General features: G+C 67.1%; 4 protein-coding genes. All 4 read left to right on the top strand.

Annotation, left to right across the window (positions count from 1 at the left end; all coding sequences use genetic code 11):
* A partial coding sequence (locus tag LL06_RS27755) for an S-layer family protein (protein ID WP_035532331.1) occupies nt 1-12,284 on the top strand: 12,284 nt, incomplete at its 5' end.
* A 251-nt stretch (nt 12,285-12,535) separates the two neighbouring features.
* Nucleotides 12,536-13,054 carry a tail fiber protein gene (locus tag LL06_RS22775; protein ID WP_035532327.1) on the top strand — a complete coding sequence of 173 codons (519 nt, stop codon included), beginning with the start codon at nt 12,536-12,538 and terminating at the stop codon, nt 13,052-13,054.
* Nucleotides 13,055-13,063: 9 nt separating this feature from the next.
* Complete coding sequence (locus LL06_RS22770; protein WP_035532324.1) at nt 13,064-13,582, top strand: tail fiber protein; 519 nt, start codon at nt 13,064-13,066, stop codon at nt 13,580-13,582.
* A 69-nt stretch (nt 13,583-13,651) separates the two neighbouring features.
* The gene (locus LL06_RS22765; RefSeq protein WP_035532321.1) at nt 13,652-14,176 is read left to right on the top strand and encodes a tail fiber protein; all 525 of its coding nucleotides are present in this window, start codon (nt 13,652-13,654) and stop codon (nt 14,174-14,176) included.
* The last annotated feature ends 70 nt before the right edge of the window (nt 14,177-14,246 follow it).

Below are 14,246 nucleotides of genomic sequence, written 5' to 3'. Positions count from 1 at the left end.
CCGACCAGACCTTCGTCTTCGTCGGCGGCGCCGGCGGCACGCTCGATCTTCAGGGCGGCGGCGTCGACGGCTTCACGCTCGACGCCGGGCAGAACCTCGACGGCTTCAACGGCGGCAACGCCATCTCGCTGACCATCGCCAAACCCGCCAACATCGAAGGCGCATTCAACATTGCCGGCGTGACCTCGAACGATGTCACGACCGTCAACACCGCCGGCGGGGCCACCTCGGTGATCACCACCGCCGCGGGCGGCAACCACACGATCGCCAATGTCGCCATCTCGACCGGCGCCACCGGCGTGCTGATCAACGCCGCCACGGCCGCGGTGACGCTGCGCAATGTCGGCGTCACCGGCATCGGCGGGGCCGGCACCGGCCTGTCGATCCTGGGCGCGCAGGCCGGCATCACGCTCACCAATGTCGACATTTCCGGCACCGCCACCGGCATCGACAACCGGCTGGGCCTCGCCGCCGGCGACGTTACCGTCGACGCGGCGAGCTCGATCACCAACACCACCACGATCGCCGTCAATCTCCTCCAGAACGCCTCCGACTTCAGTTTCGCCGGGCCGATTTCGGAAACCGACGCGGCGGGCGCGGGCATCGTCGTCGACCAAATGAGCGGCGCGGCGGCGTTTTCGGGCGCGGTCGCGCTCAACACCGGCGCATCCGGCGGCGTCGCGGTCACCGCCAGCACCGGCAGCGTCGCCTTCACCGGCGGTTTGAACATCGACACCACCACCGGCACGGGTTTCTCGGCCTCCGGCGGCGGCACGGTCATGGTGGCGGCCACGGCGGGCGACGAGAGCGTCACCTCGACTTCGGGCCAGGCGGTCAACCTCAACGGCGTGGCGATTGGCGCCGGCGGGATCAGCTTCGACAGCCTGTCCTCGGCCGGCAGCGGCTCGACCGGCGTCACGCTTGCGGGCGTCAGCGGCGGCGCCTTCTCGGTCTCAGGCGCCACCACGGTCTCGGGCGCGGCCGACAATGCCATCCAGCTCACCGGCACCGGCGCCGCCATCAGCTTCGGCGCGACCGCCATCACGCTGGGCGCGAGCCCCGGCGCGGCGGGCATCGATTTTTCCGGCGTCGGCGGCGGCGCTGTGAGCTTCGGCGCCACCAGCATCGCCAATGTCGGCGCCGGGGCGGGCCAGAAGGGCATCGATTTCAGCGGCGCGACGCTGGGCGGGACCGTCAGCTTCCAGTCCGTGGCGATATCGGGCCCGAACACGTCGACCACCTCGGTCGGCGTCGACCTCACCGGCGTCACGGGCAACCGGACCGTCAATCTCGGCAGCCAGGCCGCGCCTGGTTCGGGACCGTCGAGTTCGATCACCGATCTGCACCGCGGCGTGGTGATCAATGCCACGGCCGCCGTCCAGTTCACCTTCGGCGACGGCGAAAGCGGCAGCGACCGGGGCTCGTCGATCAACGTCAATGCGCAGGCCGGGGCCTTCACGGTCGATGCCGGCGGCGGCACGCTGGGCGGCTCGAGCTTCGATTTCAACGATGTCGCCTTCGGCGCGGGCGATGCGGCGAATTTCCCCACCGGCGCCCCGCCGGTCTTCGTCTCGCTCACAGGCGGGCTGGTGGCGGCGGGCACCAACAATCTGAGCCAGAGCCTCGCCACCATCAGTGTCGCCGACGCCGAGGCGCTGGCCGACACCGACCAGACCTTCGTCTTCGTCGGCGGCGCCGGCGGCACGCTCGACCTTCAGGGGGGCGGCGTCGACGGCTTCACGCTCGATGCCGGGCAGAACCTCGACGGCTTCAACGGCGGCAACGTGATCTCGCTTGGCGTGCTGAAGCCCGCCAATGTCGAGGGCCTGTTCAACATTGCCGGCGTGACCTCGAACGATGTCACGGCCGTCAACACCGCCGGCGGGGCAACCTCGGTGATCACCACCGCCGCGGGCGGCAACCACACGATCGCCAATGTCGCCATCTCCACCGGCGCCACCGGCGTGCTGATCAACGCCGCTACGGCCGCGGTGACGCTGAGCAATGTCGGCATCTCCGGCGTCGGCGGGGCCGGCACCGGCGTGTCGATCCTGGGCGCACAGGCGGCGATCGCGCTCAACAACGTCGACATTTCCGACACCGCCACCGGCATCGACAACCGGCTGGGCCTTGCCGCCGGCGACGTCACGGTGGACGCCGCGAGCTCCATCTCCGCGACCACGGCATTCGCCGTCAATCTCCTCCAGAACGCTTCCGATTTCAGCTTCGCCGGATCGATCTCGGAAACCGACGGGACCGGCGCGGGCATCGTCATCGACCAGCTCGGCGGCGCGGCGACATTCTCGGGACTTGTGACCCTCAACACCGGCGCATCCGGCGGCGTCGCGTTCACCGCCAGCACCGGCAGCGTCGCCTTCACCGGCGGCCTGAACATCGACACCACCACCGGCACGGGCTTCGCTGCCTCCGGCGGCGGCACGGTCACGCTGGCAGCGACGGCGGGCGACGAGAGCGTCACCTCGACGGCCGGCCAGGCGGTCAACCTCAACGGCCTGGCGGTCGACCTCGCCTTCGACCAGCTCACCACCACCAACACCGACATGACCTCGGTGCTGCTGCAGAATCTCGGCGGCTCGTTCGCCGTCAATGGCGGCACGCTGGCGACCACCGTCAGCACCAGCCTGAACAGCTTCAACGTCATCCAGAACGACGGCGCCGCCACCCGGTCGCTTCGTCTTACGGTCGACAATCTGACCATCACCCACGACGCCACCGGCAGCACCATTGCGCAATCCGAACACGGCATCGTCGTGACCACCGGCGGCGACGACAGCGCCGTCGTGTCGATCTCCAACTCGACCTTCCAGACGGAAGACAGCGGCGTGCGGGTGATCGCCAACAACGGTCTGGCGACGGTCACCAATTTCGCCAACAACAGGCTTCTCGGCAGCACGGCCACCTTCGATCCGGCCTCGTTCGGCAATGGCGTCATGTTCCAGGGCGTCACCTTCGATGCCGACCTCGCCGCCGCCGGCATCCAGGCCGTCAACGGCGGCGCCTTCACCGCCGGCGCGCCGGGGCAGACGGTCATCCACGGCCTGTTCTTCGACAGCGCCGCCGGCGCCAACAGCGGTCGCATCGATTTCGGCAGTTACGCCGCCAATGCGGTGAATTTCGGCCTGTCGCTCGGCAGCGGCAATCCCGGCCTGACGGTCGGCATCGCCGATGGGGCCATCACCGCCGGCACCGTGCGCCTGGGCACGGGCGGAGGCGTGGTCAATGGCGAGATCACGCTGTCGAGCCTCACGCTGAGCGCCGGCCTGATCGCCAACCAGTACGCCGGATCCTTCGCCGTCACCGGCGCGACGACCATCACCGCGCCGGAAACGACGCAGGTTGCGGGGGCCTTTTTTGTCCGGACGACCGCCACAGCCCTGTCGGTCGCCAACTCCGCCGGAACCTTCACATTCGGCGACCTGACCATCGCCTCGGCGCCCGCCGCCAACAGGACGACCGGCGGCTCCACGGTCGGCGTCTCGCTCAACGCCAACAGCGGCGCCTTCACCGTCGGCGGCACGACGACGATCTCCAACACGGTCGAGGATTCGATCCGCATCACTTCCACCAGCGGGGCGATCTCCTTCGGCGCGACGGTGATCAACAACCCGAACGCAGCACCCCTCGTGGCGGGCACCTATATCGGCGCCATTCCCGCGAGCAGCGGCATCGACCTGTCCGGCACGATCACCGGCGCCGTGTCCTTCGCCGATCTCGACATCGCCCTCTCCAATGCCAATGCCACCGGCATCGACCTGTCCGGCGCCATCCTCAACGCCAATGTCACGGCCGGCGATGTCGATGTCACCAGCGCGAGTTCCACCGGCACGATCGGCGTCAACCTGGCCGGGACCACCGGAACCGGCACGGTGCAACTGGGCAACACCAACACCAATGGCGGCGAGAACGCCACCCTCGGCACGGCCGCCAACATGCTTGCCGTCGGCGTGCAGGTGAATGGCTCGACCGAGCTGTCCTTCATCCTCGGTGACGGCAACGGCACCAGCGGCGACCTGGTCGCCTCCGACATCCACGCCACCACCGCCATCAGCGGCGTGCTGCCGACGCTGGGCGCCTACAATTTCCGCGACATCGATTTCAACGCCAGCGGCGTCGCCAACATTTCCGGGGGCGCGTCCTACTTCGTCTTCGACGAGGAGGGGACGGCGGGCGCAGGCACCTTCGCCGATCCCGGCACCGCCGCGCAGGCCGCGGCCGCCAATGTCAATGTGCTGGTGGCGATCGACAATGCGGGCGTGGCCGGCTCGGTCATCGACCTCAGCGGAACGGTCAACACGCTCAGCATCGACGACAACCAGGCGCTGATCGGCCTCGTCAACGGCCAGTCGATCGACGTCAATCCGCTGGTCTCCGGCCTCACCTCCGGCGCGCCGGGAAGTTTCTCGTTCACCAATATCAACAACGGCACCGTCATCACCGGAGCCGGCGTCGCCGGCGCAGGGCTCGCGACCATCACCACCACCGGCGCCAGCCACACGGTCTCGCTGGCGGGCAAAGCCTCGATCCAGAGCGTCATTATCGCCAATGGCGGCGCCGGCGATGGCCTCAACGCCAGCTTCGGCGCGGGCGTCAACGTCATCGTCCGCTCCAGCAGCATCGGCGGCGGCGCCGGCGGCGACGCCATCGACTTCGCCACCACCGCGGGCGCCTCGACCTTCGATTTCTCCGACCTGACGCTCACGCGCGGCCTGCGCCTGAACGGCGCCGGCGGCGGCAGCCTCACCGGCACCGCGACGGGCACGAACACGATCGCCAATGCCGCGGGCATGGGGCTCGACCTTGCGTCGGTGGCGATCGGCGCGGGCGGCCTCACCATCGCCAATCTGAGCTCCAGCGGCGATGACGCCGGCATGAGGCTCGCTTCCGTCTCCGGCGCCGGCGGCATCCTGGTCCAGAGCGCGACGTTCAACCGGTCGGGCGCGACCACGACCGACGTGGTCTCGATCGCCGATCTGGGCATGGCCGGCGCGCTCACCATCTCCAACCTCGACATCAACTCCACCAACACCGCGGCCTTCGCCGGCCTCCGCGCCACCGGCACCACCACGTCGACGATCAATATCGGCACCGGCGCCAATGGCGTGAGCATCGACGACGCCCATTACGGCCTCCTGTTCGACGGGGCGCACGGCGCGGTCAACATCGGCACCGCCGGCGCCGGCCTCCAGCTCAATGTCCGCGGCATGGGCATAGGCTTCCTCGGCGACAGCACCGGCACGGTCGCGGTCGGCCACGCCGGCGCCACCTCTTCGATCCTGGTCAATGCCGGCGCGGCACTCGGGCGCGGCATCGAGTATTTCCGTTCCGACGCGACCGTCACCGCCACCAATATCGACATCAACGGCACCGGCGCGAATGCCGGTTCGGCCGGGGTGTATGTCGAGGACAATGACGGGCTCGGCTCGGTCACGCTCACCGGCACAAACACGATCGACAGCACCGGCGGCGAGGGCGTCTTCATCCAGAACGCGGCTGTCACGATCTCCGACCTGACGCTGGGCGCCGCGGCGACCGGCCTGGCCGACGACATCACCGGCGCGGGCATCCGCATCCTCAACACCGACGGCCTGTCGCGCACGGTGGCGTTGTCCAACATCGTCATGGGGTCGGGCGGCAATGGCGACACCGCCGACGTGGCCGGGATCGGCCTCGATATCGATTCCTCGGGCGCCGGCGTGCTCACGGTCACCATGATCGGCGCCAATTTCGTCCGCTCCACCGGCCAGGCGCTCGATGTCGACGAGACCGGCGCGGTGGCCGCCGACAGACTGCTGCTGAGCATCGACACCACCACCTTCGAACGTGGCTCCGCCGGCCAGACAGTCGAGATCACCGGCCAGAATGCCTCGGCCACCACCAGTTCCATCGGCATCCGCTCGTTCGTCGACAACACGGTGATCGGCAACAACATTGCCGGCGGGGTCACCTTCTCGTCGGTCGATGCGGACGGCAATGGCGCGGGCGCGCAACTGACAGCTGGCGCGTTGGTCATCGGCCAGGGCGCCGGCGCGCGCGTGAGCGGCAAGGGCCTGTCCCTGATCAACACGACCGGCAATCTCGGCTTCGCCACGCTCACCATCTTCAACACCGGCAACACCGGCCTCGAGGTCAACACCAAGGGCGCCGCCACCACCTTCCACCTGGACAATACGGGCGGCACGGTCGACACCACCGGCGGGACCGCGCTGTTCCTCGATCCGCTGACGATGAACCTGGCATTCGCCACGGTCACCGCCGCCGGCGGCACCAACGGTGTCTTCGTCGAGGCGGGCAATGCATCCGGCGGTGCGGGTGGCAACGCGCTGACGATCTCCACCTTCAGCGTCAACGGCTCGAGCGGCGCCGCCATCCGCATCATCGATTCGACCGGCACGTTCAGTTTCGGCGGGACCACCATCGACAACAGCGCCACGGCCGGCGGCGGCGTCGACCTGGATTTCTCCACCCCCAGCACGCTGACCCTCGATTTCACGCATGACCTCGCCATCGCCACAAGCTCCGGCACAGGTCTCGACGTCCAGGGCCTCGGCGGCTCGACGGTGACGCTCCAGGCCCTGGCTGCCGCCACCACGTCGATCACCACGACCACTGGCCGGCTGATCAATGTGGAAAACCTGCGGGCCGGCGCCGCCGGCATCAATTTCGACACGCTCACCGCATCCGGCCTGGTGTCCGGCCATGCCATTTCCCTTGACCTCGATGCGGGGGCCCTTTCGGGCGGCGCCGTGTCGGTCCTCGGCGGCGCCGGGGCGAACGCGATCCTTCTCGGCGGCACGGCCGGAACGATCGCCTTCGACAGCGCGACCATTGCCAATGTGGCAACCGGCGCAGCAATTGCCAGCCAGTTTGCCGGCGCCGTCACCTTCACGACGGTCAATATTTCCGCCAGCCAGAGCGGCATCTACACGGTTGGCAACGGAGCGGTGAACGTCAACGGCGGCACGGTCAACGTGTCGGGTGGCCGGGGCGTCTGGATCAATGGCGGCAACGGCGCGATCAGCATTGCCGCCAACATCACCAAGAGCGGTGTCGGCGAGGCCGTCTATGTGGCGTCGCGGACGGGCTCAACGGTCACCTTCTCCGGCGAAATCGCCTATACCGGGCTGGGCGCAACGGGCATCAATATCGAAAGCAACAGCGGCGGGACGACCACCTTCTCCGGCGCCGTCACGCTCAACACCGGCGGCGATACCGGTGTCCGGCTGCTCAACAACACCGGCGCCACCGTCAATTTCACCGGCAATCTCGACATTGACACCACGTCAGGCGCCGGCTTCACGGCGTCGGGCGGCGCGACGATCTCGGTCACCGGCGCCAACACCTCGATCAACACCACGACCGGCCAGATCCTGGGCTGGGCCGGCGTCAATATCGGCGCCGGCAATGTCGCCTTCGACACGCTCGCGGCCTCCGGGTCGGTGACCGGCGACGCGATCCGCCTCGACACCGTGGGCGGCGCAGGGGTCTTTTCGGCGACGGCCACCAGCATCAGCCGGGCCACCGGCAGCGGCATCTACATGTCGGGGTCCTCGGCGGCCGTCACGCTCGGCACGGTTGACGTCGGGGCCATCGGCGTCGCCGACAATGCGGCCTACGGCATAAGGCTCGACGGCAACTCGGCGTCCTTCACCGTCACCGGCAATGTCAACATCTTCAACCCGACGGCGGCCGGCGTCAGCATTGCCAACGCGACCTCGAGCTTCGCGGCCTCCTTCCAGGGCCAGACCGAGGTCCGCAACGGGGCGGCCGCCGGCGCCACGGTGGGCGACGGCTTCGTCTTCACCGGCAACCATGCCAGCTCGTCGATCACGCTCGCCAACCTGGTCTACAATGACGATCAGCGCGGGGCGGGCGCCGCCGGCGGGCAGGCGCTGGTCAGCAATGGCGGCACGCTGGCGATCACCACCGGCAGCCTGTTCACCAACAACGCCCTTGGCAACGACACCTATGCGGTCGACATCTCCGGCACGACGGCGGGTGCGGGCGGCATCAATTTCGGCAGCACCACCCTCGACCATGACGACGCGGGCGAGAGCGGCGGCGGCATCCGGCTCGTGACCAACACCGGCGCCTTCACCTTCGCCTCGGTCAGCCGCATAACCGCCAACAATGGCGCGGGCATCCTCGCCAGCAACGCCGGCACGCTCACCATCGGCACCACGACCGCGGGCAATATCGAGACCAACAATCGCGCCGTGTTCGACATCTCGCAGACCACGCTCAACCTCAACGCGACGATGACGCGGTCGACCGCCAGCACCGGAAGCGGCATGGTGTTCAACGGCGTCGGCGGCACGGTGAACCTGACCGGCGCCCTGTCGATCACCAGTTCCGCGGCGGCCGGCCTGTCGATCAGCAACAGCGTCGCCGGCGCCGCCTTCACCTTCTCCGGCGCCACCAAGGTGATCAGCACCGGCGCGCAGGCAGCCGTGCAGCTTTCCAGCAACAGCGGCTCGACGGTCAGTTTCACCAATGATGGGCTCGAGATCGACACCACCTCCGGCGCCGGGTTCACCGCCTCCGGCGGCGGCACCATCAACATCTCGAGCGCCGGCAACAGGATCAACACCACCACGGGCCAGATCCTCGGCTGGAACGGCGTCACGGTCGGCGCCGGAGGCGTCAACTTCACCACGCTGGCCTCGTCGGGTACGGTGGCGGCCGACGCCATCAGCCTGGTCAATGTCAACGGCGCCACGTTCAGTGGCGGCGCCGTGTCGGTCAACGGCACCTCGGGCGGCACGAGCGACGGCATCGAGATCTCCGGCGGATCGTCGGCGATCTTCAACTTCGGCCTGGCGACCATCGATGGGGCTGGCGGCTCGGGCATAAGGCTGGAATCCGTCACCGGCACGACGACCTTCACCTCAGTCGACATCGACGGCGGCGTCACCGGCCTGTTCATCGGCAGTTCGGGCATTGTGAACGTCAATGGCGGCGCTATCGGCGGGACCACGACCCAGACAGGCAACGGCATTCTGCTGAACGGCGGAAGCGGGACGATCTCGATCGCCGCCAATGTCGCCAATGCCAACGGCCTGCAGGCGGTGAGCGTCATCAATCGCAGCGGCGGATCCGCCACCCTGACCGGAACGGTCACAGCGACCGGGACGAGCGGCGGCATCGCGATCGGCAACAACACCGGCGGCACTGTCGATTTCCAGGGTAACCTGTCCCTGACCGGTTCGACGACGGATATCAGTGTCAGCAACACGAGCGGCGGCGCCTACACGTTCTCGGGCGCCACCAAGACCGTGAACACGTCGACGGGGACTGCCGCGGCCGTTCAGGTGGTCAACAGCGCGGGCGCCACCATCAACTTTACCGGTGGCGGGCTCGACATAGATACCTCGACCGGCGTCGGCTTCACCGCCGACAGCGGCACCATCAACGTCACGGGCGCCGGCAACACCATCAACACCGCCACCGGCAGGATTCTGGGCTGGACCGGCGTCACGGTCGGCTCGGGCGGCGTCAGCTTCCAGACGCTGGCATCTTCGGGGATCACGGTCGGCAATGCCATCGATCTCGACAATGTCGATGGTGCGGGCAATGTTTTCTCGGGCGGCAACGTGACGGTGGCGGGCAGCGCCGGTGCGGGCATCCAGATCTCCAACGGGTCCGCCGCCACCTTCACCTTCGCCAGCGCGGCGATCTCCGGCACGGCCCAATCCGGCATCTCGCTGACCGGCCAGAACGGCGCCGTGACCTTCGATCTCGTCACCATCAGCGGCGCGGGCGATGCGGGCATTCACATCGCGCCCGGCAGCAATACGGTTGCCATCAATGGCGCCGCCAGCACCATCGGCACGGCCACCGGGCCGGCTGTCCGGGTCAATGGCGGCAACGGGTCCATCACGATCGCCGCGGCCATCACCAACGCCACGGGGCTGGCGGTCGACGTGCAGAACCGCACCGGCGGCACCATCACGTTCTCGGACACGGTGTCGATGTCCGGGGGCAGCGGCATCAGCCTTGCCGCAAACTCGGGCGGAACGGTGACGTTCTCGGGCGGCGTCACCGCCACCGGCGGCACCAGCGGCATCGCCATCAGCGGCAACACCGGCGGCGCCATCCAGTTCACCGGCACGACGTCGCTGACCAACGTCACCGGCACCGCGATTTCGATCGCCGGCAATGCCGGCTCCGTCAATTTCAACGGCTCAACGACGATCACCAATCCCGGCGCGGTCGGCCTCGACATTTCAGGCGTCATTGGCGGCGCCATCTCGATCTCCGACCTCGACATCGCCCTGCAGGCCGCCTCCACCGGCGTGGACCTGTCCTCGGCGACGATCAACAGCACGGTGACGGTGACCGATTTCGACCTGACCAGCACGGTGGCGGCAGGCACCACCGGCATCAACCTGGTCGGCGCCGCCGGGGCCGCGGCGGTGCGCTTCGGCCAGCCCAGCTCCAATGTCAACGGCGCGACGATCGCCGGGGTGAACACCGGCGTGCTGATGTCCTCGGGCACCAGCCTCACCTTCACCTTCGGCGATGGCGATGGAACGCCGGCAAGCTCCTCGATCTCTGCGGTCACGCCGATCAACGACAACGGCACCGGCCTGCCGGCGGGCGGCACCTACGACTTCGACGATGTCAATTTTACCGGCAACACCTCCAATCTCGCCAGTTCGATCAGCGTCTATTATGTCGACCAGACCCAGAACGTCGCCAACAACGGCAGCAGCGTCGCCCAGGCCGGCTCGATGGCCAATGCCGCGCTGTCGAGCGCCCAGGTCATCATGCTGGTCGACACGACCCTCAACGGTTCGCAAAACACGATCGATCTCGCCGCCAGCTCGTTCGCGCTCGATTCCGGTCAGGTGCTGTTGTCCTTTGCCTCTGGCGATTCGGCGGTCGATGTCGCAGCCTTCGGCCTGACCGCATCCGGCACCCAGGGCAATTTCTCGTTCACCACGATCAGCGGCGGCTCGTCGGTGATTTCCGCGCCGGCGGGTATCGATTCGGTCCGGCCGCTCCTGTCCTCGAGCAATGCCGGCGGCACGGTGACGTTGACGGGCACCACGCTGGGCGGCATCGGCAATGTCATGCTCACCAACTCGGTGGGCAACGGCATCACCATGTCGAATGTCACCAATGTACGCGTGGCGGGCGCCACGGTGCAGAATGCCGGCGCCCACGGCATCGGCATCACCGGGCTGTTCGGCAGCTCCAACGTCTTCAGCGGCATCACGATCCAGAATTCCGCCAGCAACGGCATCACGCTCACCAATGCCACGGCGAGCGCGAATCCGGACACGCTGACGATCTCCAACAGCACGATCAACGATTTCGGTCTGGCCGGCATCTATGCCACGGCGTCGGGCACGGCCAATCTCAATCTCGTGCTCAACACATCCGTGGGCGTCAACACGATCTCCGACACGCCGGCGCTGTCGGGCACCCAGACCTATGGCGTCGCTCTGCTCGCCAATGGCGGCACCATCCACGGGTCGTTGACCGGCGCCACTGCGGTGGCGAGCGCGGTGACCGGCAACAACATAATCAGTGGCGTGGGCCTGGGCGTCGCGGCCAGCTCCACCGCGCTGGGCGGCACGATCGACCTGACGGTGGCGGGCAACCGTATCACGCCGAGCCAGGGCGGCAATTATTTCACGGCCCAGTTCGGCAATTCGGCCGCCATCGGCGTCCTCAACCGCCTCGCATCGACGCCCACCTTCACGGCCACGGCCGACATCACCGGCAATTACATTCGCTCGGGTCAGACGTCCCATGCCGTCATGGGGGTCCATGTCGAGGCGACCCAGGGCGGGGATTTCATCCTGAACATACAGAACAACAATATTCTTCTGTCCGAACCGACAAGCGGCAATCCCCGCGGCATATTCATCTGGGGTCAGGAGGGTGCGCTGCTCGATGGCACCATTCTCAACAATACCGTCGTCAACCAGGATACGACCGCCCTGGAAGCGGAGGCAATCTACATCCTGTTCCCGACGGCAAGCGGGGCGGCGTCGACCACCTGCTTCGACATCAGGAACAACTCCGTCGCAACCAGTGCTTCCGACGGCAATTACGGCCTGTTGGTTCTCAGCGCGTCCGGCAGCAACATGATGGGTATCGTCGGGATCGGAAACCCCAATCCGACGCCGGCCGACGTTGTGGCCTATCTCCAGGCCAACAACAGCTCCGCATCCGGAAGCCCATTGATTGCTGGCGCGTGGGATGCTGCGAACCCCCGCTACACCAGCGCCGTGGCGTGCAGGCTCGTCCCCTGATGGCGGGCGACATGACAGACGCTCCGCCGGGGAGGGCGGGCGAAACGCTGGCAAATAGGTGTAGTTATCCTAATTGTGCTTGAATAAGCATTTGTTTCTTTCGAGAAATGATGTATAAATTCGAAAAATAAAATCAAAATTAGACGTGAATTCGGCGTATTACTTGTATTATTGCGGTAAACTAGCGCGAGTGCTGCGACGTTGTCCGTTTGTATTTATGCATACACATGTCTGTTGAAGGGGAGAGGGGAATGGCAGAGCCGTATCTGGCCGAAGTAAGGATCTTCGGCTTCAATTTCCCGCCCAAGGGCTGGGCGCTGTGCAACGGTCAGATCCTGCCGATCCGCCAGAACCAGGGCCTGTTTTCCATTCTCGGGACCGTCTATGGCGGGGACGGCGTCACCACCTTCGCCTTGCCCGACCTGCGCGGACGCGCGCCGCTCCACATGGGCACGTCGAACATCGGCGGCAGCTTCAATCTGGGCCAGCGGGGCGGCGAGGAAACCCACACGCTCACCCCGTCGGAAATGGCCGCGCACACCCACGCGATGAATGCGTCGGCTGATGCCGCGACGGGGGCAAATCCCGCAAATTCGGTGTTTGCCGACAACGCGGCGCAGGTTCCCTATGCCGCGTTGGCGAACCCGGTGGCGATGGCGCCGCAGATGATCGCCGGCGCCGGAGGCCAGCAGGCGCATCCCAACCTCCAGCCCTTTCTCGCGTTGAATTTTTGCATCGCGCTGCAGGGCGTTTTCCCATCCCGCACCTAGGAGGCCGGCATGTCGGACCCTTATATTGGTGAAATCCGTATGTTCGCCGGGACATTCGCCCCGCTCAACTGGGCGTTCTGCAACGGCCAGTTGATGCCCATCGCCAACAACGATGCCCTGTATGCGCTGCTGGGCACGGTGTATGGCGGCGACGGCATCGTCACCTTCGCCCTGCCGGACCTCCGCGGGCGACTGCCGCTCCATGTCGGGCAGGGGCCGGGCCTTTCGCCGCGCCAGATCGGCCAGGTAGGGGGCTCCGAAGAGGAGACGCTGATCATCCCGCAACTGCCGAGCCACAATCACGGAGTGCTGGCGGAGAGCGGCGCAGGAGGCAAGTCTTCCCCCAAGGACGTGGCGCCCGCCACCGCCTCCTCCGCTCTCTACAGCCCGGTCGGATCGGTAACCGGACCGATGAGCGGTCAGGCGCTCGGCGCCGCCGGCGGCAGCCAGCCGCACGAGAACATGATGCCGTATCTGTGCGTGAATTTCATCATCTCGCTGTTCGGGATCTATCCGACACAGAGCTGATCACGGAACTGAAAATCTTCGTCCGACGCGCCAGGCGGCGCTCCCGGGCGGATCCTCCAGGAGGTCAAAATGTCGGAACCCTTCCTTGCCGAAATCCGCATCTTCGCCGGAAATTTCGCTCCCCACGGCTGGGCGCTGTGCGACGGGCAGATCATGCCGATCTCGCAGAACACGAGCCTGTTCTCCCTGATCGGAGTGATCTATGGCGGCGATGGCAGGGTCACCATGCAATTGCCCGATCTGCAGGGCAGGGCGCCGATGCATCCGGGGCAAGGGCCGGGACTGAGCCTTCACGATCTGGGCGAAAGCGCCGGCACGCCCTCCGTCACCCTGACAACGAGCCAGATCCCCATGCACACCCATGCGGTCACTGCCCAGCCCCAGGGCCGCACCACCATCGCCGCCGATGCGGCGCCGGCGGGCAACATTCCCGCCGCGCCCAGCCAGCAGGCCTATGGAACCGTCGTCAACACAAGTTTCGATCCCAGGGTGGTGCAGCCCGCCGGCGGCAACATGGCGCACAACAACATGCAGCCCTATCTGACGCTGGCCTTCATCATCGCGCTGCAGGGCATGTACCCATCGCGGGGCTGAGCGCCGGCGCGGCATCACACGGGGGAGCACAGGGATCATGAGGCAGGTGCACAGACGCAACCTCCGGCAG

It is taken from the genome of Hoeflea sp. BAL378 (assembly GCF_000759435.1).
In the GTDB taxonomy this organism is placed as follows: domain Bacteria; phylum Pseudomonadota; class Alphaproteobacteria; order Rhizobiales; family Rhizobiaceae; genus Hoeflea.
The sequence above is the reverse complement of the archived record's forward strand: the minus strand, read 5'-3'. Positions and strand labels throughout refer to the sequence as shown.

Excerpts from the sequence above, each read along its gene's own strand:
- LL06_RS22775 (WP_035532327.1), top strand. The coding sequence starts at position 12,536 with ATGGCAGAGCCGTATCTGGCCGAAGTAAGGATCTTCGGCTTCAATTTC.
- LL06_RS22770 (WP_035532324.1), top strand. The coding sequence starts at position 13,064 with ATGTCGGACCCTTATATTGGTGAAATCCGTATGTTCGCCGGGACATTC.
- LL06_RS22765 (WP_035532321.1), top strand. The coding sequence starts at position 13,652 with ATGTCGGAACCCTTCCTTGCCGAAATCCGCATCTTCGCCGGAAATTTC.